Origin of the sequence: Aeromonas sp. 603607 (assembly GCF_049171595.1) — a bacterium.
Lineage (GTDB): Bacteria > Pseudomonadota > Gammaproteobacteria > Enterobacterales > Aeromonadaceae > Aeromonas > Aeromonas veronii.
Map to the genome: position 1 here is coordinate 12496 of NZ_JAAKOV010000013.1, position 22937 is coordinate 35432.

The window sequence follows — 22937 nt, forward strand, 5'->3', positions numbered from 1 at the left end:
CGGAGGCGCCGTTTTTATTGCAATGGGCAAGACGTTCAGACCTCGGGATCGAAATCCAGACTCAGGCTGTTGACGCAGTAGCGCTGGCCGGTCTCGGTCGGTCCGTCGGGGAAGACGTGACCGAGGTGAGAGCCGCACTGGCGGCAGGTGATCTCCACTCGCTTCATGCCGTGGCTGTTGTCTTCGGTGTACTCCACCGTCCCCTCGATGGCCTTGTCGAACGAGGGCCAGCCGCAGCCGGAATCAAACTTGGCTCCTGAGTGAAACAGCACGCTCTTGCAGCAGACACAGAGGTAGTCGCCGCTCTTGCGATTGTGGAGCAGGGCGCCGCTGTAGGGGCGCTCGGTGCCCTTCTCCCAGCAGACGTGAAACTGCTCGGCGGTCAGTTTGCTGCGCCACTGTTCCGGATTGTTACTGCTCATACCGACTCCTTGCCATCCATACCGGAGCCCAGCATAGCGGCTCCGTAAAGCTGACTCCAGCATGCCTGTTATGGTTTGCCTGTATCTGTGATCGAGGTGGCAACCATCTCCTCACCGGATGCAGGGAGAATTTCCTGCTGCGGTGGTTGGGCATCCTCCGCCGTGCTGGCCAGCGCCACCCGCTCCAGCAGTTTGAGGGAGTGGGCCCGGCCGACTGCCACCTGCCGTTTGATGTCATCGGGCAGGAAGGGCAGCCCATCGTTGGTGGCGGTGTCGATAGTCTGGATCCACTCCAGCCCTTCCCCCGGAGGCGGCAGGCGGAACTGGATATCGTAGTCGCTGGCGTTGAACAGCACGTACCAGCGCTCGCCAACACAGTTGATCATGCCGATATCCATGGCGAATGCCTGCCCCATGGGGGCGTGCCAATCCTGATCGGTGAGCTGGTGGCCGTCCGGGTGATACCAGTTGACCTGATGGCAGCTGGACGGGGTGCCATTCCAACTGTCGTCGCTCAGTTGCAGGTTGGAGAAGACGCAGGACTCCGCCCGCAGCGCCATCATCTGCTGGGTGAAGGCGAACAGCCGCTCATCCTCCGGTCGCCACTGCCAGTTGACCCAGCTGATCTGGTTGTCCTGACAGTAGGCGTTGTTGTTGCCAAGCTGACTGCGGCCCATCTCGTCGCCGGCGAGGAAGTGGGGAGTGCCTTGGGAGAGCAGCAGGGTGGCAATCAGATTGCGTTTCTGCTGCTGGCGCAGGCTGTTGACTCGCGGATCCAGGGTCGGCCCCTCAACCCCGTGGTTATAGGAGAGGTTGTTGCCGTGGCCGTCCCGATTGTCTTCACCGTTGGCCTGATTGTGGCGCTGGTTGTAGGAGACCAGATCCTCCAGGGTGAAACCGTCGTGATAGCAGAGGTAGTTGACGCTGGTGTGAGGCGAGCGCCAGTTCTTCGGGAAGATATCCCGCGAGCCTACCAAACGGGTGGCAAAGTCCCCCATCTTGCCCGCATCACCGCGCCAGAAGGCGCGCACCGTGTCGCGGTAGCGGTCATTGATCTCCTGCCACTGGCTCGGGAATTGACCCAGCCGGTAGCCGAAGGGACCGATATCCCAGGGTTCGGCGATGAGCTTGACCTGTGACAGCACAGGGTCGGCCATCACGGCTTTGAAGAAGGCGCCCATTGGCTCGAACTCCCCCGCTTCCCGCGCCAGCGTCACCGCCAGATCGAAACGGAAGCCATCCACCTGCATCTCGGTGACCCAGTAGCGCAGGGCATCGAGCACCAGTCGCAGGGTGTTGGGGTGATCCAGATTGACGCTGTTGCCACAGCCGGTCACGTTGGCGTGACGGGTGTAGTCCGGGCCGTGGGGGCCCGCTTCGAAGGCGTAGTAACCAGCGTTGTCAAAGCCCTTGAACGAGAGGGTGGGACCGTCGAAGCCAGAGGCGGCAGTGTGGTTGTAGACCACATCCAGGATCACCTCGAGCCCGGCCCGGTGCAGCTCGCGCACCATGGTCTTGAACTCGGTCACCGCCTCGTCGGCCTTGGTGCTGTAGCGCGGCTCTGGGGCGAAGAAGGCGATGGGGTTGTAGCCCCAGTAGTTGGTCAGTCCCAGCTGTTCCAGCCGCGGTTCCGACATGAAGGCGGCCACCGGCATCAGCTGCACCGAGGTGATGCCGAGGCTCTTCATGTGCTCGATGACCAGCGGGTGACTGATGCCAAGGTAGGTGCCCTGCAGCGCTTTGGGGATCCCCGGGTGCTGCTTGGTAAAGCCCTTGACGTGGGTCTCGTAGATAATGGTGCGGGCCGGACTGATCCCGGCTTTGCCAACCCCTTGCCAGTCAAAACTGTCATCCACCACCACCGACTTGGCAATCATCCCGGCACTGTCCCCCTGATAGAGGGCTTCATCCCAGTAGGTGGGACGACTGAGCGCCTTGGCGTAGGGGTCGATGAGCAGTTTTTGCGGATCGAACAGCATCCCCTCCTGCGGGGTGCCATAGACCCGATAGCCGTAGCGCTGACCGGCCTTTACACCGCGCACGTAGCCAAAGCGATATTGGCCACGGCGGCCGGGCAACTCCAGCCGCATCAGCTCCTGCTCCTGCTCGTCGTACAGGCAGATCTCCACCTTGTCCGACTGGGGGGCCCAGACGCAGAAGTGGCAACCGTTCTCGTCAAGGCGGGCCCCCAGCGGGTGGCCCACCCCTTTTTCCATTACAAGCATCAAGACTCCTGTTTGATAAACAAGGTCGCCAGCGGCGGCAGATCCAGCACTATGCTGTGCGCCATCCCCTGCCAGGGGGTCGGCTCGGCAGCGAACACCAGACCTACATCATAGTTACTGCCCCAGTAATACTCGCTGTCGGTGTTGAGCACCACCCGATAGTGGCCCGCCGCAGGGACGCCGATCCGATATTCGAGACGGGGCACCGGGGTGAAGTTGCAAGCCACCACAATAGTCTGCTTGCCCTCTTTGTCCGCCCGCAGCCAGGCAAAGATGCTGTTGTCGGCATCGTTATGATCCAGCCAGCGGAAGCCGGTCTGCTCATAATCGGCCTGATACAAGGCAGGCTCATGACGGTAGAGGTGGTTGAGATCGTGGATCAGCCGCTGCTGACCGGCATGCTTGGGATATTGCAGCAGATGCCATGGCAGCTGGGCATCGTGGTTCCACTCGTTGCTCTGGGCGATCTCGGTGCCCATGAAGTTGAGCTTCTTGCCCGGGTGGGCGTACATGAAGCCCATGTAGGCCCGCAGGTTGGCGGCTTGCTGCCACTCGTCGCCCGGCATCTTGTAGAGCATGGAGTGCTTGCCGTGCACCACCTCGTCGTGGGAGAGCGATAGGATGAAGTTCTCGTCATAGTGGTAAACCATGGAGAAGGTCATGTCGTTGTGGTGGTAGCGGCGGTGGATCGGCTCTTTCTGCATGTAGGTTAGGGTGTCGTGCATCCAGCCCATATTCCACTTGAAGCCAAAGCCGAGGCCGCCGAGGAAGGTGGGGCGGGAGACACCGGCAAAGGCGGTGGACTCTTCGGCTATGGTCATGGCGTGGGGATACTTGCCGTAGACCTCCTCGTTGGTCCACTTGAGCAGGCTGATCGCCTCGTAGTTGTGGTTGCCGCCATCGACGTTCGGTACCCACTCACCGGCGTTGCGGGAGTAGTCCAGATAGAGCATGGAGGCGACTGCATCCACCCGCAGGCCGTCGATGTGAAACTTGTCGAGCCAGAACAGGGCGCTCGCCACCAGGAACTGGCGCACTGTGTCGCGGCCAAAGTCGTAGATGTAGGAGTTCCAGTCCGGGTGCCAGCCACGGCGCGGATCTTCATATTCGTAGAGCGGGGTGCCATCGAAACGGGCCAGGCCGTGGGCATCGGACGGGAAGTGGGCGGGCACCCAGTCCAGAATGATGCCGATCCCGGCCTGGTGGCACTGGTCGACGAAGTATTTGAAATCATCTGCGGTGCCGTAGCGGCTGGTGGGGGAGAACATGCCCACCGGCTGGTAGCCCCAGGAGCCGCTGAAGGGGTGCTCGGAGACCGGCAGCAGCTCGATGTGGGTGTACTCCATCTCCTTGACGTAGGCGACCAGCTCCACTGCCAGCTCGCGCCAGCTCAGGCTGTCGCCGTTGGGGTGGCGCTTCCAGGAGCCGACGTGCAGCTCATAGATGGAGAGCGGCTGCTCGCGTTTGTCGTTGTGCTGGTTGGCAATCCACTCGGCATCCTGCCACTGGTACTGGGCGTGGTCATAGACCACGGAGGCGAACGACGGATACTGCTCGCAATAGAAGCCGACAGGATCGCTCTTGTGGGGCAGCCGGTTGCCCATGGGGTCCTTGAGCTCGAACTTGTAGCGATCCCCGGCCTTGAGGCCCGGCACAAACAGCACCCAGTGACCGCACAGGCTGCGCTGCATCGGGTGGCGGCGGCCATCCCAGAAGTTGAAATCGCCGATGAGGCTCACGGCGGTGGCGCTCGGCGCATAGACCGCAAAACGCACCCCTTCCACCTGCTGGCCAAGATGCTCCACGGTGCGCAGCTGGGCGCCAAGGGTGTGGTAGAGGTTTTCCGGCTGGGCGGTCAGTTCGGCCAGGCCTGCCCAGGCGGCATCCTGAAACTGATAGGGGTCGATGACCTCGGTGGTGGCATCTTGGTAGCTGGCGATCAGCTGATAGGGGAAGGAGTTTTTGCGGCGGGTGAAAACAGTTTCAAAAAGACCCGATTCATCGGTGGGCGCCAGGGTGGCAACGACTTTGCCCGACTTGAGATCCTTGACGCGGACTTCGAGGGCATCAGGCAACCAGGCGGTCAGTTTGAGGCCGGGCCCATCCGGATTGGCCTGCAGGCCTAAGTGAGAGAAGGGATCGGAACAGCGGGCAGCAACCAAACGTTCAACGAGCATCGAGATTTCCTTTCATGACAGAGCATCCACTCCGGCCGAAGCCGGAGTGGATTTAGGTGAGAGCGCTGTGGGAGACAGCGTCTCAACGACTGGCCTCATCACGGGCTTGGCTCATCTTGCCAGCCAGTGCCTTGAGTGCCTCATTGGCAAAAATATCTTCCAGATCAGCGGAAAGCTTGCGGCGCCAGTTGGGGTATTCGTAACTGGTGCCCGGTACGTTGACCGGCTTGTCCATCTCCAGCCAGTCTTCCAGCTGGGTACTGAACAGGGCGCAGCTGCCGCGGGACATGTGGATCTGCAGACCGTGGTTGAGTTCGGTGTTCATGCCGACCCAGTTGACGTCATGACTGATGTTGTCAGAGATGACCTTGTGGGCATGCAGGCTGTCGAGGATCCGCTGTTTGGCCTGGTGACGATCAGCATACAGAGTCTTCAATACATCTTCATCCGGATACAGACCCAGTTGACGGCCGAGCGCCAAGTCATCGCAGTGCCAGAAGCCTTTGAGGGTCGGCATGTCGTGGGTGGTCAGGGCCGACATCGCCTGCTCGGTGTAGTGCGCCGGGGAGATAAAGCCACCATCTTCCTTGGAGCGTTCGAAGAAGAACACCTTGTAGGAGTGAACGCCGTTCTCTTTCAGGGTCACGTCGATCCCCTCCGGCACGGTGCCCAGATCCTCGCCGATCAGTAGGCACTGATTGCGGTGGGATTCGAGTGCCAGAATACCCAGCAGATCGTTGACCGGATAGTAGATGTAGGCGCCCTTGGCGGCAGACGCTCCGGGCGGTACCCACCACAGGCGCAGCAAGGCCATCACGTGGTCGATGCGCAGTGCGCCGCAGGAGCGCATGTTGGCACGGAACAAGTCCACCATCGGCTGATAGGCCGCTTCAAACAGCTTGTTCGGGTTCATCGGGGGCAGGCCCCAGTTCTGACCAAGCGGGCCGAGGATATCGGGCGGCGCACCGACCGAGGCTTTCGGGCAGTAGAGATCCTGGTTGGCCCAGATCTCGGTGGAGCCTTCGGAGACGCCCACCGCCAGATCCCGATAGATCCCCATCACCATGCCGGCAGCCTTGGCGCGGGCATCGGCTTGCGCCAGTTGTTCGTCAGCCAGGAACTGCAGATAGAGGTAGAAGTTGACATCTTGCGGGTGCTCGGCCATCCAGGCGGCAACGGCAGGGTTGTGGTAATCGCGCAGCTCCTGCGGCCATACCGGCCAGCCCCAGGCATTTTCGCCTTTGGCATAGAAGTGGGCCTGCAGGGCATCAAATGCTGCCTGCTGTTGCAGGCTGTCGCCACCGGCGGCCACGAAGGCATCAAAGGCGGCCTGACGCTCGACACTCAGGGTGGCTTCGTCGAACACCTGACGCAGCATGCCGAGTTTGGTCTGGAGCACGCCGGTGTAATCGACGTTCTCTTTGACGCGCAGATCGGCCAGATGTTGCTGGAAGGCAGGGCTTGCCACTTCCGCTTTCAGGCGATCGCTCTGCTGGAATTCGGGCACCGCTTCCACATTGATATAGGCCACGTTGAGCCAGCGACGGGAAGAGGGGCTGTAGGGACTGGCGCTCTCCGGATTGGCCGGATAGAGGGCGTGGATAGGGTTGAGGCCGACGAAGTGGGCACCCCAGGCGGCCGCTTTCTCGACCAGCTGGCCCAGATCGCTGAAGTCACCGATACCCCAGTTATGGCGGCTGCGCAGGCAGTAAAGCTGCACGCTCGGACCCCATACCTTGCGGCCATCGGCAATCGGCGCCTGCTTGTAGCAGGCCTTGGGGGCAACGATGAGGCGCATGGTGGCCAGCGGCTCGTCATTGCCCTCTTCCAGCAACACCAGCTGGTGATAACCCAGCTCCGGGGCCATATCCAGCGTGACGCGATAGGCCTGGCACTCCATCTCTTCAAATTCGGCCACGCCGACCAGCTCACCCTCGATGGGGGTGAATTGACCGGACAGCACTGCACCCTGCTCCTGCTGGAGCTGCCAGGTGAGGGCGTCGTTGACGAATTCGATGGGGAGGCGAACCTCAAGGGTAACGGCGTCGCCGGTGCGAACCACCATCACAGGATCCAGCGCCCGCAGCCAGTGCTGGCGATGCTCCTCTTCCAGCTGCTGCACCAGTGCGGCCTCGTCATCGACGCGGTAGCCCATGGCGCCCAGCATGGCGGCCTTGCTCTCTTCTGATACCTGGGCCGGGTGGCCCCAGGCATCGACATACTCGCTGGCGATACCTTTTGCGGCAGCCAGCTGTTCAATCAGGGTGGTCATAGTTTGAGAATTCCCGCTGTGGATTCTATCTATACTATTTTGTTTGATTTTTATGGGGTGGTACTTGAACAGTGGCTCTTTGGCCATGCTAAACCGCGCACATTTTTACATATCTCTGTGAATGGTTGTGTGACCGAGTAGGCACTATTGTTGATATCTGCGCGATGCCACGATCTGGCACTTTTTTCGTCAAAACGTGGTAATCAGTTACATAAACAGAAAATTAATTTCACAGTTTTTCATGATATAGCGCAATTTCAGACAGAATGTTGGTTGACTCACCGGAGAGTTCTAGTAAATTTACAAGCGGAATTTTCTTTGACTACTGAACAGTTAGGTAACTAAATATGACTATCAAAGTAGGTATTAACGGTTTTGGCCGTATCGGTCGTTTCGTATTCCGTCTGGCTTGCGAGCGTGCAGACATCGAAGTTGTTGGTATCAACGACCTGATCGATGTTGACTACATGGCTTACATGCTGAAGTACGATTCAACTCACGGTCGTTTCAACGGTACCGTTGAAGTTAAAGACGGCAACCTGGTTGTAAACGGCAAAACCGTACGTGTTACCGCTGAGCGTGACCCGGCCAACCTGAAGTGGGGCGAAATCGGTGTTGACGTTGTTGCTGAAGCTACCGGTCTGTTCCTGACCGACGAGACTGCTCGTAAGCACATCGCTGCTGGTGCCAAGAAAGTTGTTCTGACTGGCCCGTCCAAAGACGCTACCCCGATGTTCGTAATGGGTGTTAACGACTCTACCTACGCTGGCCAGGACATCGTTTCCAACGCTTCCTGCACCACCAACTGCCTGGCACCGATCGCCAAGGTTCTGAACGATACCTTCGGTATCGAGTCTGGCCTGATGACCACCGTTCACGCTACCACTGCTACCCAGAAGACCGTTGATGGTCCGTCTGCCAAAGACTGGCGCGGTGGCCGCGGTGCGGCTCAGAACATCATCCCGTCCTCTACCGGTGCTGCCAAAGCTGTTGGCGTAGTTATCCCGGAACTGAAAGGCTTGCTGACCGGTATGGCTTTCCGTGTTCCGACTCCGGACGTGTCTGTTGTTGACCTGACCGTTAACCTGAAGAAAGCTGCCACCTACGCAGAAATCTGCGAAGCGATGAAAGCTGCTTCCGAAGGCGCTATGAAAGGCGTTCTGGGCTACACCGAAGACGAAGTTGTATCTACCGACTTCCTGGGTGAGCGTCAGACCTCCGTATTCGACGCCAAGGCTGGTATCCAGCTGAACGACAAATTCGTTAAAGTTGTATCCTGGTACGACAACGAAATGGGCTACTCCAGCAAAGTTCTGGACCTGATCGCTCACATCTCCAAGTAATTTGGGATGCGCAATCGCGTAGCTTGAAAAAGGCGGCCATTGGCCGCCTTTTTGTTTTTCGGTTTCCCCTGATGACAGGAGTCCACATGCAATCCATTCGTCCCCTGACAGCCAATTGCAGGCTTGCCAACAATGCGGCCGGTCTGCCGGTTCTCACCATTAATAACGACTATGCCAAGGCCGAAATCAGCCTGTTTGGCGCCCATGTGCTGAGCTATCAGCGTCATGGCGAGCCGGCCTCCATCTGGTTGAGTGACAAGGCGGTGCTGGATGGCAGCAAGCCTGTTCGCGGTGGTATCCCGATCTGCTGGCCCTGGTTTGGCCCGGCGCCCGCCCGCGTCGGTAGCGGCAAACCCTCCCACGGTTTTGCCCGTACCACCCTCTGGATGCTGGACGGGGTCTCCGATCACGCCGATGGCACGCTCGTTCATCTCTCCCTGCGCGACAGCGACGCAACCCGTGCCCTGTGGGATCACTCCTTCGAGCTGGAACTGGACGTGCTGGTGGGCAAAGAGCTTTCGCTGGTGCTGACCACTCGCAACACAGGTGCTCAGCCGTTGACCTATAGCGGTGCGCTGCACACCTATTTGCAGATCAGCGCACCGGAGGCGGTAAGCGTCACCGGCCTGGGCGAGCCCTATGCCGACAAGCTGACCGGACAGGATGCCAAGCAGCAGGGGGCATTGACCCTGAGCGGGCCGCTGGATCGGGTTTACTGGCAGCCAGAGGCGCTGGTGAGCGTGCAGGATGGTGAGCGCGAGACTCGGGTTGTCAGTGGCAACCACGACAGCGTGGTGGTCTGGACCCCCTGGCTGGAAGGGGCTACCGCCATGGCCGACATGAGCGACGATGGCTATCGCACCATGCTCTGCGTTGAAGCGGCCATCGCCGGTGATACGGGAGTGACCGTTGCGCCGGATGAAGAGCACAGTCTCTCCACCGTGATCATCTGAGCAGGATGAGGTTCAGATAAATAAAGAGGGCTCCCGCGGGAGCCCTCTTTGCATCTCATGACGGCGGCAATCAGGCGTTGCCCTGGGTCTTGAGCTTGAGTTCGGCTGCGAAATTGAGCATGCGATCGAGGGGGATCAAGGCTTTGACCCGCAGATCTTCATCGACATGGATCTCGTGGCGCTCGGCACCGTCGGTGAGCGCCTCCTTGATCGCCACCAGACCGTTCATCGCCATCCAGGGGCAGTGGGCGCAGCTGCGGCAGGTAGCGCCATCGCCACCGGTCGGTGCTTCCACCATCTCTTTCTCCGGACAGGCCTGCTGCATCTTGTAGAAGATGCCCCGATCGGTCGCCACGATCAGCTTCTGCTGGGGCAGCTCTTTGGCCGCCTTGATCAGCTGGCTGGTGGAGCCCACCGCATCGGCCAGCTCGATCACCGAGGCGGGGGATTCCGGATGAACCAGCACGGCGGCGTCCGGATTCTGCTCTTTCAGCTCGCGCAGGGCACGGGCCTTGAACTCGTCATGGACGATGCAGTGGCCCTGCCAGCGCAGCATCTGCGCCCCGGTTTTCTTCTCGATATAGGCACCCAGATGGCGATCCGGGCCCCAGATGATCTTGTGACCCAGGCTGTCGAGGTGCTCGACGATCTCCAGCGCGATGCTGGAGGTCACCACCCAGTCCGCCCGCGCTTTGACGGCGGCCGAGGTATTGGCATAGACCACCACGGTATGGTCGGGATTGGCATCGCAGAAGGCGGAAAACTGCTCGATGGGACAGCCCAGATCGAGGGAGCATTCGGCCTCCAGAGTCGGCATCAGCACCCGTTTGTGGGGGCTCAGGATCTTGGAGGTCTCCCCCATGAAGCGCACCCCGGCGACGATCAGGGTCTGCGCCTCGTGATCGCGGCCAAAGCGGGCCATCTCCAGCGAGTCACCGACGAAACCGCCGGTGGCTTCGGCTAGCGCCTGGATCTCGGGATCCGTGTAGTAGTGGGCGACCAGTACCGCTTTGCGCTCCTTGAGTAGCGCCTTGATTTCTGTGGTCAAGGTCGTTCTCTGCTCGGCACTCAGGGGAAGAGGTTTGGCCGGAAAGGGGTAGTCCATCGCGACTACCGGCGGGACACTGCTCAGTGCATTGCTCATTGCGACTGTTCCATCAACGCTCGGGAAGGCCAAAATTATAACCAGAAGCCGGTGACAAACCCATCACAAATCCGGTGTGCTGCAAGTGGACGAATATACTCAACTTATTCGTTGTCATATTGCCATAAGGAGTTGTCGTATGAAGCAACGTTCCCTCAAGTTCAAGTTGTTGTCTCTGACCATGGGGTTGTTTCTGTTGACCGGGCTGGCCATGACCCTGTTGCAATCGGCTTCTTTCAGTTCCCTTCGCAATATGGTGATGACCCAGACCAGCGATGCACTGGAAGAGGAGGTCTCCCGCAGTCTGCAGTATCAGGCAGAGCGCTATGCCATCCAGATTGCTTCGCTGATGCAGAACTCCTATCAGATCCCCCTGAACGTGACCGCCCAGATTGAAGCAGCCATGGCCAAACCGGAACAGCGCTTGTCGCGGCCTCAAGTGGAGTCGTTGCTCGGCAGCAGCCTGCAGCAGGCGAGCGGGATCAGCTCCATCTATGCCCAGTTTGAACCGAACGGCTACGATGGCGAGGATGGCAACTGGCTGGGCGGGGCCAGCCACTCGGTGGCAGGCAAGGGGAGTCTGGAGGTCTATTTCACCAAGGATCAGGGAGGGGCCATCGCCCAGCAAGCGGTGGACGCCGCCGCCAGCGAGGCCAAGTTTGATACCTCCCTCAACGAGTTCGGCATTCGCAACAGCGAGTGGTATCTCTGTGGTCGCGATACCCGTCAGCCCTGCCTGATGGAGCCTTACCTTTACGAAATCAGTCCGGGAAACAAGATGCTGATGACCAGTCTCACGGTGCCCGTGCTGCGTGACGGCAAGTTTGTCGGGCTGGCCGGGGTGGATATGAACCTGCCCATCTTCCAGCAACTGGCTGAAAACCTTGGCAAGAGCCTCTATGACAACAAGGCGGATGTGACCCTGGTCAGCAAGATGGGGCTGATTGTGGGCAGCAACCGCTATGCCGACAAGCTGGGCCGTCCACTCAAGGAGGTGGGCCTGACCCTGCCTGACGGTCGGCCGGTCAGCAGCGACAGTGACTTCATTCTTCATCAGCCCATTCGGGTTGAAGCAGCCAATACCCAGTGGTGGTTGATGATCAAGGTGCCCAAGGCGCTGGCGCTCGGCAAGGCGCACGCCATCAGCAATGAACTGGGCGCCCTGCTGGTGGATGGCCAGCGGCAGCAGATCATCGCCATGGGCGGTATCACCCTGCTGGTGCTGGGGCTGCTGGTCTGGTTTATCCAGACCATTACTGCGCCACTTTCTCTTATCAGCCGCCATGTGGGTCATCTCTCCAGCAACGAGGGTGACCTGACCCAGCAGATGGAGATCGACACCCATCAGGAGCTGATCGATCTGGGTTCTCAGCTCAATGCCTTCCTCGGCAAGCTGCGGGGCATGGTGCAAATGAGCAAGGGGATTGGCCAGCAGGTCTACCAGCAGGCGCGGGAGATGAAACATACCGCCGACACCATGCGCAACAGTCTGGACGAGCAGAATCTGGAGCTGGAGAGCGTGGTAAGCGCCATGCATCAGATGAGCACCACGGCAGTCAGCGTGGCGGGTTATGCCGAGCAGGCGGCGCAGGAGTCGGAAGCGGCGACCCACCACATCAATACCGCCCAGCAGACCCTCAGCAATGCCCGCAACGAGATCCATACTCTGGTCGGCGATATGCATGAGGCGGACAAGGCGGTGGCGCTGGTGGCCCAGCGCAGCACCAATATCAGCCGGATCCTCGATGTGATCCGCGCCATTGCCGAGCAGACCAATCTGCTGGCCCTCAACGCCGCCATCGAGGCCGCACGGGCAGGGGACATGGGCCGCGGCTTTGCAGTGGTGGCAGACGAGGTGCGGGCGCTGGCCAACAAGACTCGTGAATCGACCGACGAGATCGGCCAGCTGATTGGTAGCCTGCAGACCGAGGTGAGCAGCAGTCAGCGTCTGATGAATACCGGCATCGAGCGCTCCACCACCACGGTGCAGGGCACCGAGCAGGCGTTCGAGGCGCTCAATCGGGTGGTGGCCCAGATCCAGCAGATCCACGACCACATCAGTCAGGTCGCCACCGCCGCCGAGCAGCAGAGCGCCGTCAGTGACGATATCAACAAGAATTTGATGCGGATTGGTGATACCGCCAACGTGATTGGGCAGGAGGCCAGCTCCAGCCATCAACTGAGCGAAGCGCTGGAGCAAGCGGCCACGGCGTTGGCCAGTCAGCTCGATCGGCTGCGTACCTGAGTAGCCGCCAGAGAGACAAAAGCCCGCGAGCGATCGCGGGCTTTTTTATGACTCGATGGCAGAGTTGCGTCAGTTGCGGGGTTCAACCAGCAGGATGTGGGAGTCGGCCCCCACCACCCTGACCTTGCTGCCCGCAGGCAGCGACTCGTCGCAGCGCACCGTCCAGACTGTGTCGTCCAGATGCACCCGGCTGGTGCCCTGGGTGACATCATCCAGCAGGGTCAGCTCGCGGCCCATATAGCTCTGCATCCGCTCGTTGATGGTGCTGGCGGCATCCTGACCCGAGTTGTCACGCTGGTGTTGCCAGCGCCACCAGGCCCAGGTGGTGAGCAGGGATTGCACCGCAAATAGCAGCAACTGCGCCTGCCAGCCAAAGGGCCAGATCAGCAGCAGCAGGCCCACTTCCAGCGCGGCGATGCCGGTCCAGAGCAAAAAGCCCACCGAGCCGAGCACCTCGATGGCCAGCAGAATGAAGCCGAGCCCCAGCCAGTGCCAGTGGGTCAGCCCCTCTAACAGGGCAGTCATGACTTGCTGCCCTTGCCATCTTTGTTGAACAGCTCGGCCATGCCAGCCACAGAGCCAATCAGGCTGCCCGCTTCCAGCGGCATCATGATGATCTTGCTGTTGGGGCCTTCACCGATGCGGGCCAGTGCCTCGGTATATTTCTGAGCCACGAAGTAGTTGATGGCCTGCAGGTCTCCTTCCGCAATTGCCTGGGAAACCATATGGGTCGCCTTTGCTTCCGCCTCGGCAGCACGCTCCCGCGCTTCGGCGGCGAGGAAGGCGGCCTGACGCTCACCTTCGGCTTTGAGGATCTGGGACTGCTTCTCCCCTTCCGCTTTCAGGATCTTGGACTGGCGCACCCCTTCGGCCTCCAGTACCTCGGCCCGTTTCTGGCGCTCGGCCTTCATCTGGGCGTTCATCGCCTCGACCAGTGCCAGCGGCGGGCGCACATCTTTAATTTCGATGCGGGTCACCTTGATGCCCCAGGGGGCGGTGGCGGCATCCATGGTGCGCAGCAGTTTCTCGTTGATGGTGTCGCGCTGGGAGAGCATCTCGTCCAGCTCCATGGCGCCGAGCACAGTCCGCATATTGGTCATGGTGAGATTGCGGATGGCGCTGGTGAGATCGTTGACCTCGTAGCCCGCTTTGCGGGCATCCACCACCTGCACAAAGCTGATGGCGTCGATGGTGACGTTGGCGTTGTCGCGGGAGATCACCTCTTGTGCCGGGATGTCCAGCACCTGCTCCATCATGATGATCTTGTGGCCGACCCTATCCACATAGGGGATCAACAGGTTGAGGCCTGGGGTCAGGGTGCGGGTGTAGCGGCCGAAGCGCTCCACCGTCCAGTTGTAGCCCTGGGGCACGATCTTGATGCCCGCGCTCAGGGTGGCGAGCACCAGGAACACGAAAATCCCTAGCACAATCAATGATTCGTTCATCATTTAGCTCCTTATGAAACACAGCCCCTAGCCTATGGTCTGGCGTCAGGTACCACAAGTGACTTCGTACGCCTTTGTCATGAATTGGCTTTGCTAATTACCAAAACACATTAAAAAGCATTTTTTATTATTTTGAGGGATAAGCTGCCCTGCCTATAGTCGCCCCATATTAGTCGTGTTCCGAGGGATGGGCCGAAATGGATTATTTACCTATGTTTGCCAAGTTGGAAGGCCGCCCGGTACTGCTGGTGGGCGGGGGTGAGGTTGCCCTGCGCAAGGCGCGCCTGCTGCTGGCGGCCGGTGCCCGGCTGACCCTGGTCTCCCCGGAGCTTGAACCGGAATTTGCGGAATTCACCGGTCGTTTCACCCATCTTGCCGAGCACTTCACTCCGGCCCATCTGGCTGGTCAGATTTTGGTGGTGGCGGCGACCGACAACCTCGAAGTCAATGCGCTGGTTTATCAGAGTGCCAACCAGCTGGGTCTGTTCGTCAACGTGGTGGATGACCCCAAGCGCTCCAGCTTTATCTTCCCCTCGATCATCGATCGCTCGCCGCTGATGGTGGCGGTCTCCAGCGGCGGCAAGGCGCCGGTACTGGTGCGCCTGCTGCGCGAGCGGCTGGAGAGCCTGCTGCCGCGCCATCTCGGCGGGCTGACCGAGCTCTCCGGCCGGGTCCGTGACAAGGCCAAGCGGGTGCTCTCTTCCATATCCGACCGTCGCCGCTTCTGGGAGCGTGCCTTTGCCTCCAACACCCTCGCCAGCCTGATTGAAAAAGAGGATTGGCAAGGTGCCGAGCAGTGGCTGAGTGATGGCCTCGACCAGGCGAAAAGCGAAGTGGGCGAGGTGGTATTGGTGGGGGCGGGCCCCGGCGATCCGGGCCTGTTGACCCTCAAGGCGCTGCAACAGATTCAACAGGCTGAAGTGGTGCTTTACGACCAGCTGGTCTCCGCCGAGATCCTCGATCTGGTGCGCCGCGACGCCACTCTGGTGTCGGTCGGCAAGAAGGCGGGTGCCCACAGCGTGCCGCAGGAGGAGACCAATCGCCTGCTGGTGGAATACGCCAAGGCGGGCAACCGGGTAGTGCGGCTGAAAGGGGGCGATCCCTTTATGTTTGGCCGGGGCGGCGAGGAGCTGGAAGTGCTGGCCGATGAAGGCATCCCCTTCACGGTGGTGCCCGGCATCACGGCCGCTGCCGGTGCCACCGCCTATGCCGGTATTCCGCTCACTCACCGTGATTACGCCCAGAGCGCTGTTTTTATTACCGGCCACTGCCAGATCGATGGCAAGGAGCCTGACTGGCAGCAGCTCGCCGCCACCAGTCAGACCCTGGTCATCTACATGGGGCTGATGCGCTCCGAGCATATCCAGCAGCAGCTGGTGGATCACGGCCGAAGCCAAGCCACTCCCATCGCCATCATCGAGCGCGGCACCACATCCCGCCAGCGGGTGCTGACCGGCACCTTGGCCGACTTGGCCGAGCTGGCCAAACAGGCGGTGAGCCCGTCCCTTATCGTCATCGGCGAAGTGGTTGCCCTGCGCGATCGGCTCGCCTGGTTTGGGGAACAGGGCGGCGATCAGCAGCGCGCTAACCCGGATCTCGACGGCTGCGACCTCAAGCTGGTGCAGCTGGCCTGACCCGGAAAGAGATATTTGATGCGGCTGCCGGTGCGGCCGCGCACTGAACCACCCAGCGCCTTGAGCAGGCGCATAAGCAATGACCCGAGGACCAACATGGACCGTGAAAGATTGACGCACTTGCAGCAGCTGGAAGCCGAGAGCATCCATATCATCCGCGAGGTGGCTGCCGAATTTGAAAACCCGGTGATGATGTACTCCATCGGCAAGGACTCCTCCGTCATGCTGCATCTGGCCCGCAAGGCCTTCTATCCGGGCAAGATCCCGTTCCCCTTGCTTCACGTCGATACCGACTGGAAGTTCAAGGAGATGATCAAGTTCCGCGACGAGACCGCCAAAAAGTACGGGCTGGATCTGATCGTCCACAAGAACCCGGAAGGGCTCGCCATGGGCATCAACCCCTTCGTCCACGGCAGCGGCAAGCACACCGACATCATGAAGACTGAGGCGCTCAAGCAGGCGCTCAACAAATACGGCTTCGACGCCGCCTTCGGTGGCGCCCGCCGCGACGAGGAGAAGTCCCGCGCCAAGGAGCGGGTCTACTCCTTCCGCGACAAGTCCCACCGCTGGGATCCGAAAAACCAGCGCCCGGAGCTGTGGCGCGTCTACAACAGCCAGGTCAACAAGGGGGAGAGCATCCGGGTGTTCCCGCTCTCCAACTGGACCGAGCTGGATATCTGGCAATACATCTATCTGGAAAAGATCGACATAGTGCCGCTCTACTTCGCCGCTTACCGTCCGGTGGTGGAGCGCAACGGCATCAAGATCATGGTGGATGACGAGCGTATGCCCATCGGCCCGGAAGACGAAGTGAAGCAGGAGCTGGTGCGCTTCCGCACCCTCGGCTGCTACCCGCTGACCGGGGCCATCGAATCCGATGCCACCACCTTGCCGGAAATTATTGAAGAGATGCTGCTCACCACTTCGAGCGAGCGGCAAGGGCGGCTGATTGACCACGATCAGGCCGGCTCCATGGAGCAGAAGAAGCGTCAGGGATATTTCTAAGGAGTCGTCAGCATGAACAGCCATATTCAGACCGCCATCACCGAACAGGGCATCGAAGCCTATCTGCACGCCCAGCAGCACAAGAGTCTGCTGCGTTTTCTCACCTGCGGCAGCGTGGATGACGGCAAGAGCACCCTTATCGGTCGCCTGCTGCACGACTCCCAGCAGATTTATGAAGATCAGCTCAAAGCGCTGGAGTCCGACAGCCAGAAGCTCGGCACCACCGGCGAGAAGCTGGATCTGGCGCTCTTGGTAGACGGCCTGCAGGCGGAGCGTGAGCAGGGCATCACCATCGACGTGGCCTACCGCTATTTCTCCACCGCCAAGCGCAAATTTATCATCTCGGATACCCCGGGCCACGAGCAGTACACCCGCAACATGGCCACCGGCGCTTCCACCTGCGATCTGGCCATTATCCTGATCGATGCCCGCAAAGGGGTGCTGGATCAGACCCGCCGCCACAGTTTTATCGCGAGCCTCTTGGGCATCAAGCAGTTCGTGGTGGCGGTCAACAAGATGGATCTGGTGGAGTTCAGCCAAGAGGTGTTCGAGCGCATCAGTGCCGATTACCGCGAGTTCGCCAAGAAGCTCAGCGTCGACACCATCCATATCGTGCCGGTCTCGGCGCTGGACGGTGACAACGTGGTTAACCAGAGCGACAAGCTGGCTTGGTACGAAGGCGAAACCCTGCTTGCGCTGCTGGAATCCGCCGAGGTGGAGCGCGAGCTGGAGCGCCATCCGGTGCGCCTGCCGGTGCAGTATGTGAACCGCCCCAATCTCGATTTTCGCGGCTTCGCAGGCACGCTCGCCTCCGGCATCCTGCGGGTGGGCGACAAGCTGGCGGTGCTGCCGTCGGGCAAGGAGAGCACAGTGACCCGCATCGTCACCTTCGACGGCGATCTGGAGTACGCCCTGCCGGGTCAGGCCATCACGGTCACCTTCGCCGACGAGATCGACATCAGCCGCGGCGACCTGCTGGTGGATGCCGCCAAGCAGCCGCAAGTGACCCAGAATCTGCTGGCCCATATCGTCTGGATGGGGGAGGAGTCCCTGCAACCGGGTCGGGTCTACGACGTCAAACTGGCCACCAAGAAGAGTCGCGGTCAGGTGGAGGCCATCCGCCACCGCATCGAGATCAACAAGCTGGATGAGTTGGACGCAAGCGAGCTCAAGCTCAACGAGATCGGCCTGTGCGAGCTGAGCCTCACCGACCCGGTGGCGTTCGACCCGTATCAGGAGATCCGTGATACCGGCAGCTTTATCCTGATCGACCGGCTGACCAACGTCACCGTCGGCGCCGGCATGATAGTGGAAGGCTTGGCCGCCAAAGCGGTAAATCTTGCGGGTAGAGCAGGGCACTACAGCGAGTTTGAAATCGAGCTCAATGCGCTGGTGCGCAAGCACTTCCCGCACTGGCAAGCCCTTGCCATCGGTAACGACACAAGCAAGGAGTAAGCCCATGACCTGGCAACAATTCCTGGTGCTGGGTCTGCTGGCTGCTCTCGTGGCCCTGCTGATCCAGGGCAAACTCCGCCCGGCGCTGCTCTTCTCGGGCGCCGTGCTCATCACCTACCTGAGCGGGTTGGCGGATATCAACGCCGTGGCGGCGGGCTACACCAACAGTGCCCTGCTGACGCTGGTGCTGTTGCTGCTGGTGTCGCTGGCGGTGGAGAAGACCCGCATCATGAGCTGGTTCGCCAATCTGGTGGGCACGGGTTCATTCAACAAGGTGCTGGTGAAGGTGTGGTTCTCCACCGCCTTCCTGTCTGCCTTCGTCAATAACACCGCCGTGGTGGCCTCCATGCTGGGAGCGATCAAACGCAACCCCAACCATGCGCCGTCGCGACTGCTGCTGCCCATGTGCTTCGCGGCCACCTTTGGCGGGGTGCTGACCCTGATCGGCACCTCCACCAACCTTATCGTCAACAGCTTCCTCATCAAGATGGGGGCGCCGCCGCTCGGCATGTTCGACTTCTTTATGGTGGGGGCGGGCACTTTGCTGACCGGTCTGGTGGCCGTGCTGCTGTTTGCCCGTCACCTGCCGGTGCAGGATACCGAGATGAGCCGCGAATCCGGCTACTTTCTCGAAGCCAAGGTGGGCGCCGGTTCACCGCTGGCGGGGCGCAGCGTCAAGGAGAACGGCCTGCGCAGCCTGAAAAGCCTCTATCTGGCGGAAATCATTCGCGGCGATCAGGTGATCTGCCCGGTGCAGCCGGAACACGAGCTGCACGAAGGGGATGTGCTGCTGTTTTGCGGCGATGTGGAGAGCGTCGGCGTGTTGCAGGAGATGAAGGGGCTGGATCTCTACGGTCAGCACCGCCTCAACGGCCAGCATCTGGTGGAGGTGATCGTCAGCCACAGCTCGCGGCTGGTGGGTCAGACCATCAAGGATGCCGAATTTCGCACCCACTTCGATGCGGTGGTGCTGGCGGTGCGCCGAGGCGAAACCCAGCTCACCGGTGGCCTCGGCCAGATTGAACTGCACGCCGGCGATACCCTGCTTGCGCTGCTGGAATCCGCCGAGGTGGAGCGCGAGCTGGAGCGCCATCCGGTGCGCCTGCCGGTGCAGTATGTGAACCGCCCCAATCTCGATTTTCGCGGCTTCGCAGGCACGCTCGCCTCCGGCATCCTGCGGGTGGGCGACAAGCTGGCGGTGCTGCCGTCGGGCAAGGAGAGCACAGTGACCCGCATCGTCACCTTCGACGGCGATCTGGAGTACGCCCTGCCGGGTCAGGCCATCACGGTCACCTTCGCCGACGAGATCGACATCAGCCGCGGCGACCTGCTGGTGGATGCCGCCAAGCAGCCGCAAGTGACCCAGAATCTGCTGGCCCATATCGTCTGGATGGGGGAGGAGTCCCTGCAACCGGGTCGGGTCTACGACGTCAAACTGGCCACCAAGAAGAGTCGCGGTCAGGTGGAGGCCATCCGCCACCGCATCGAGATCAACAAGCTGGATGAGTTGGACGCAAGCGAGCTCAAGCTCAACGAGATCGGCCTGTGCGAGCTGAGCCTCACCGACCCGGTGGCGTTCGACCCGTATCAGGAGATCCGTGATACCGGCAGCTTTATCCTGATCGACCGGCTGACCAACGTCACCGTCGGCGCCGGCATGATAGTGGAAGGCTTGGCCGCCAAAGCGGTAAATCTTGCGGGTAGAGCAGGGCACTACAGCGAGTTTGAAATCGAGCTCAATGCGCTGGTGCGCAAGCACTTCCCGCACTGGCAAGCCCTTGCCATCGGTAACGACACAAGCAAGGAGTAAGCCCATGACCTGGCAACAATTCCTGGTGCTGGGTCTGCTGGCTGCTCTCGTGGCCCTGCTGATCCAGGGCAAACTCCGCCCGGCGCTGCTCTTCTCGGGCGCCGTGCTCATCACCTACCTGAGCGGGTTGGCGGATATCAACGCCGTGGCGGCGGGCTACACCAACAGTGCCCTGCTGACGCTGGTGCTGTTGCTGCTGGTGTCGCTGGCGGTGGAGAAGACCCGCATCATGAGCTGGTTCGCCAATCTGGTGGGCACGGGTTCATTCAACAAGGTGCTGGTGAAGGTGTGGTTCTCCACCGCCTTCCTGTCTGCCTTCGTCAATAACACCGCCGTGGTGGCCTCCATGCTGGGAGCGATCAAACGCAACCCCAACCATGCGCCGTCGCGACTGCTGCTGCCCATGTGCTTCGCGGCCACCTTTGGCGGGGTGCTGACCCTGATCGGCACCTCCACCAACCTTATCGTCAACAGCTTCCTCATCAAGATGGGGGCGCCGCCGCTCGGCATGTTCGACTTCTTTATGGTGGGGGCGGGCACTTTGCTGACCGGTCTGGTGGCCGTGCTGCTGTTTGCCCGTCACCTGCCGGTGCAGGATACCGAGATGAGCCGCGAATCCGGCTACTTTCTCGAAGCCAAGGTGGGCGCCGGTTCACCGCTGGCGGGGCGCAGCGTCAAGGAGAACGGCCTGCGCAGCCTGAAAAGCCTCTATCTGGCGGAAATCATTCGCGGCGATCAGGTGATCTGCCCGGTGCAGCCGGAACACGAGCTGCACGAAGGGGATGTGCTGCTGTTTTGCGGCGATGTGGAGAGCGTCGGCGTGTTGCAGGAGATGAAGGGGCTGGATCTCTACGGTCAGCACCGCCTCAACGGCCAGCATCTGGTGGAGGTGATCGTCAGCCACAGCTCGCGGCTGGTGGGTCAGACCATCAAGGATGCCGAATTTCGCACCCACTTCGATGCGGTGGTGCTGGCGGTGCGCCGAGGCGAAACCCAGCTCACCGGTGGCCTCGGCCAGATTGAACTGCACGCCGGCGATACCCTGCTGCTGGCCCCCGGCCCCCAGTTTGCCCGCAACAAGTCGCTGGGACGGGAGTTTGTGGTGGTGAGCGGGCTGGAAGCCTCTACCCGCCTCGATGGCAAGCGCAGCGCCGCCGTGGTGCTGGGGTTTCTCGGGGTGCTGGCGCTCTCGGTATTCGATCTGGTGCCGCTGTTCAAGGGGTTGCTGCTGATGCTGGTGGCGCTGCTGCTCACCCGCATTCTGACCTTGGACGAGATCCGCCGCCGCTTCCCGCTCGATATTTGGCTGGTGGTGGGTGGGGCGCTGGCCATCGCCGATCAGCTGGAAAAGAGCGGGCTGGCCAAGCTTATCGCCGACTGGCTGATGGGGGAGTTCAACGGTGCCAGCCCCATCATCGCCTTTATCGGTATCTATGTGTTTACGCTGGTGCTGACCGAGCTGATGAGCAACAACGCAGCGGCCGCGCTGGCCTTCCCCATGGGTTACCAGCTGGCGCTCAGCATGGATGTCTCGACCATGCCGTTTATTCTGGCGGTGCTGTTCGGGGCGAGCTCCAGCTTTATCCTGCCCTACGGCTACCAGACCAACCTGATGGTCTATGCCGCGGGCAACTACAAGATGCCGGACTACCTCAAGCTGGCCCTGCCGGTCTCGCTGGCCTATAGCCTCGGGGTGATTGTGATGGTGCCCCTGCTGTTTCCGTTTTAAGGCGTGAGCGCCAATCAAGGGGTGTTGGGTGAGCAATACCATGGCATCAGCAAGCTGACGGCTGATAGTCCGAGGCGGCTCCCCGTGGTGCCGGACCGTTTAAGTTTTGAGGCGTAAGTGCCAAGCAAGGAGTGTGGGATGAGCAATGCCATGGCACCAGCACGTTGTCGGCTGATAGTCCGAGGTGGCTCCCAGTGGTGCCGGACAGTTTTAGTTTTGAGGCGTGAGCGCCAATCAAGGAGTGTGGGATGAGCAATATCGTGTGGCACAAACATGCCGTCGACAAACAGAGCCGGGCCGAATTGAAAGGGCAAAAACCGCTGGTGATCTGGTTTACCGGGCTCTCCGGGGCGGGTAAATCGACCCTGGCGGGGGCGCTGGAGCAGGCGCTGGCGGCACAAGGCAAGCACACCTATCTGCTGGATGGGGACAATGTGCGCCACGGCCTGTGCGGGGATCTCGGTTTCGATGATGCAGCGCGGCAGGAGAATATCCGCCGGGTCGGCGAAGTGGCGAAACTGATGGTGGATGCGGGCCTTATCGTGCTCACCGCCTTTATCTCGCCATTTCGTGCCGAGCGGGCGCTGGTGCGCAGCCTCTTGGGTGAAGGTGAGTTTGTCGAGGTGTTTGTCGATGCGCCGCTCGCAATCTGCGAAGAGCGCGACCCCAAGGGGCTCTATAAAAAAGCGCGGGCAGGGGAAATTCGCAACTTTACCGGTATCGACTCTGCCTACGAGGCGCCGGAACAGCCGGAAATCCATCTGCTTAACGCCGGCAAGCCGGTCGCTGCACTGGTGGATGAGCTGCTGACCGCCCTGCGGCAGGGGAACTATCTGTAATTGGATCGGAAGAACCTATAACAAGCGCCCGGCAGCCGGTCAGTTGGCTACCACGGGCGCTGCTGGGCAGGCGGCAGCCACTATAAGAAAAAGTTGGATCATAATCGGAAAACCCATAAATCCAGCTTATAGTGGCACCGGCGAGCCTTGAACCACTCCAAAGCCTCCGATAGCAACCTCGCAAAGGGATCTTCTGATCCTTGTTTATATCGCGGCGGGGTTATTCGCGATTATCCGAA

At 60.7% G+C, this 22937-nt stretch carries 16 protein-coding genes; 9 read left to right on the forward strand and 7 right to left on the reverse strand.

Annotated elements, in window-relative coordinates; translation table 11 throughout:
* Positions 1-35: 35 nt before the first annotated feature.
* The 4 genes from msrB to malQ all read right to left on the reverse strand — a co-directional run bounded on the left by msrB (position 36) and on the right by malQ (position 7096).
* Positions 36-422: a peptide-methionine (R)-S-oxide reductase MsrB gene (gene msrB, locus G5315_RS13240; RefSeq protein WP_047439612.1), complete on the reverse strand. Its 387-nt coding sequence runs from the start codon at positions 420-422 to the stop codon at positions 36-38.
* A 68-nt stretch (positions 423-490) separates the two neighbouring features.
* Positions 491-2647: a glycogen debranching protein GlgX gene (gene glgX, locus G5315_RS13245; protein ID WP_421333177.1), complete on the reverse strand. Its 2157-nt coding sequence runs from the start codon at positions 2645-2647 to the stop codon at positions 491-493.
* Positions 2647-4824, reverse strand: coding sequence for a 1,4-alpha-glucan branching protein GlgB (glgB, locus tag G5315_RS13250; RefSeq protein WP_421333178.1), 2178 nt, complete (start codon positions 4822-4824; stop codon positions 2647-2649). The genes glgX and glgB overlap by 1 nt, the downstream gene beginning before the upstream one ends.
* Before the next feature lie 82 nt (positions 4825-4906).
* Positions 4907-7096, reverse strand: coding sequence for a 4-alpha-glucanotransferase (gene malQ, locus G5315_RS13255; RefSeq protein WP_266135428.1), 2190 nt, complete (start codon positions 7094-7096; stop codon positions 4907-4909).
* Between the two features lie 347 nt (positions 7097-7443).
* Between malQ and gap the strand changes: the two genes are divergently transcribed.
* Positions 7444-8439: a type I glyceraldehyde-3-phosphate dehydrogenase gene (gene gap / locus G5315_RS13260; RefSeq protein WP_005335708.1), complete on the forward strand. Its 996-nt coding sequence runs from the start codon at positions 7444-7446 to the stop codon at positions 8437-8439.
* Positions 8440-8525: 86 nt separating this feature from the next.
* Positions 8526-9392, forward strand: a complete 867-nt coding sequence (locus G5315_RS13265) for a D-hexose-6-phosphate mutarotase (protein WP_421333179.1) — start codon at positions 8526-8528, stop codon at positions 9390-9392.
* Positions 9393-9462: 70 nt separating this feature from the next.
* Here the strand turns inward: G5315_RS13265 and nadA are convergent, their stop codons facing one another.
* The gene (gene nadA / locus G5315_RS13270; protein WP_005335706.1) at positions 9463-10536 is read right to left on the reverse strand and encodes a quinolinate synthase NadA; all 1074 of its coding nucleotides are present in this window, start codon (positions 10534-10536) and stop codon (positions 9463-9465) included.
* Positions 10537-10675: 139 nt separating this feature from the next.
* Between nadA and G5315_RS13275 the strand changes: the two genes are divergently transcribed.
* Positions 10676-12781, forward strand: a complete 2106-nt coding sequence (locus G5315_RS13275) for a methyl-accepting chemotaxis protein (protein ID WP_421333180.1) — start codon at positions 10676-10678, stop codon at positions 12779-12781.
* Between the two features lie 69 nt (positions 12782-12850).
* On the opposite strand, the gene G5315_RS13280 is transcribed toward G5315_RS13275, so the two are convergent.
* A complete protein-coding gene (locus tag G5315_RS13280) occupies positions 12851-13306 on the reverse strand; it encodes an NfeD family protein (protein ID WP_005335704.1) in 456 nt (151 codons plus the stop codon).
* Positions 13303-14226 (reverse strand): SPFH domain-containing protein, encoded by a 924-nt coding sequence (locus G5315_RS13285; RefSeq protein WP_005335703.1) that lies wholly within the window; start codon positions 14224-14226, stop codon positions 13303-13305. Before G5315_RS13285 ends, G5315_RS13280 begins: the two co-directional genes overlap by 4 nt.
* Before the next feature lie 197 nt (positions 14227-14423).
* Here G5315_RS13285 and cysG point away from each other — a divergent pair, with 197 nt between their 5' ends.
* The 6 genes from cysG (at position 14424) to cysC (ending at position 22698) form a co-directional block, all read left to right on the forward strand.
* Positions 14424-15860, forward strand: coding sequence for a siroheme synthase CysG (gene cysG, locus G5315_RS13290; RefSeq protein ID WP_421172720.1), 1437 nt, complete (start codon positions 14424-14426; stop codon positions 15858-15860).
* A 72-nt stretch (positions 15861-15932) separates the two neighbouring features.
* On the forward strand, positions 15933-16865 hold the full coding sequence (gene cysD, locus G5315_RS13295; RefSeq protein ID WP_339385037.1) for a sulfate adenylyltransferase subunit CysD: 933 nt from the start codon (positions 15933-15935) through the stop codon (positions 16863-16865).
* Positions 16866-16877: 12 nt separating this feature from the next.
* Entirely contained in the window at positions 16878-18320 is a 1443-nt protein-coding gene (gene cysN / locus G5315_RS13300; protein ID WP_421333181.1) for a sulfate adenylyltransferase subunit CysN, read from the forward strand.
* A 4-nt stretch (positions 18321-18324) separates the two neighbouring features.
* Positions 18325-20130, forward strand: a complete 1806-nt coding sequence (locus G5315_RS13305) for an SLC13 family permease (protein ID WP_421333182.1) — start codon at positions 18325-18327, stop codon at positions 20128-20130.
* A gap of 4 nt (positions 20131-20134) precedes the next feature.
* Complete coding sequence (locus G5315_RS13310; RefSeq protein WP_421333183.1) at positions 20135-21859, forward strand: SLC13 family permease; 1725 nt, start codon at positions 20135-20137, stop codon at positions 21857-21859.
* A gap of 248 nt (positions 21860-22107) precedes the next feature.
* Complete coding sequence (gene cysC, locus G5315_RS13315; RefSeq protein ID WP_204381558.1) at positions 22108-22698, forward strand: adenylyl-sulfate kinase; 591 nt, start codon at positions 22108-22110, stop codon at positions 22696-22698.
* The last annotated feature ends 239 nt before the right edge of the window (positions 22699-22937 follow it).

Excerpts from the sequence above, each read along its gene's own strand:
- G5315_RS13305 (WP_421333182.1), top strand. The coding sequence starts at position 18,325 with ATGACCTGGCAACAATTCCTGGTGCTGGGTCTGCTGGCTGCTCTCGTG.
- G5315_RS13265 (WP_421333179.1), top strand. The coding sequence starts at position 8,526 with ATGCAATCCATTCGTCCCCTGACAGCCAATTGCAGGCTTGCCAACAAT.
- msrB (WP_047439612.1), bottom strand. The coding sequence starts at position 422 with ATGAGCAGTAACAATCCGGAACAGTGGCGCAGCAAACTGACCGCCGAG.
- cysN (WP_421333181.1), top strand. The coding sequence starts at position 16,878 with ATGAACAGCCATATTCAGACCGCCATCACCGAACAGGGCATCGAAGCC.
- gap (WP_005335708.1), top strand. The coding sequence starts at position 7,444 with ATGACTATCAAAGTAGGTATTAACGGTTTTGGCCGTATCGGTCGTTTC.
- G5315_RS13310 (WP_421333183.1), top strand. The coding sequence starts at position 20,135 with ATGACCTGGCAACAATTCCTGGTGCTGGGTCTGCTGGCTGCTCTCGTG.
- nadA (WP_005335706.1), bottom strand. The coding sequence starts at position 10,536 with ATGAGCAATGCACTGAGCAGTGTCCCGCCGGTAGTCGCGATGGACTAC.
- cysG (WP_421172720.1), top strand. The coding sequence starts at position 14,424 with ATGGATTATTTACCTATGTTTGCCAAGTTGGAAGGCCGCCCGGTACTG.
- glgB (WP_421333178.1), bottom strand. The coding sequence starts at position 4,824 with ATGCTCGTTGAACGTTTGGTTGCTGCCCGCTGTTCCGATCCCTTCTCT.
- G5315_RS13275 (WP_421333180.1), top strand. The coding sequence starts at position 10,676 with ATGAAGCAACGTTCCCTCAAGTTCAAGTTGTTGTCTCTGACCATGGGG.
- malQ (WP_266135428.1), bottom strand. The coding sequence starts at position 7,096 with ATGACCACCCTGATTGAACAGCTGGCTGCCGCAAAAGGTATCGCCAGC.
- cysC (WP_204381558.1), top strand. The coding sequence starts at position 22,108 with ATGAGCAATATCGTGTGGCACAAACATGCCGTCGACAAACAGAGCCGG.
- G5315_RS13280 (WP_005335704.1), bottom strand. The coding sequence starts at position 13,306 with ATGACTGCCCTGTTAGAGGGGCTGACCCACTGGCACTGGCTGGGGCTC.
- G5315_RS13285 (WP_005335703.1), bottom strand. The coding sequence starts at position 14,226 with ATGAACGAATCATTGATTGTGCTAGGGATTTTCGTGTTCCTGGTGCTC.
- glgX (WP_421333177.1), bottom strand. The coding sequence starts at position 2,647 with ATGCTTGTAATGGAAAAAGGGGTGGGCCACCCGCTGGGGGCCCGCCTT.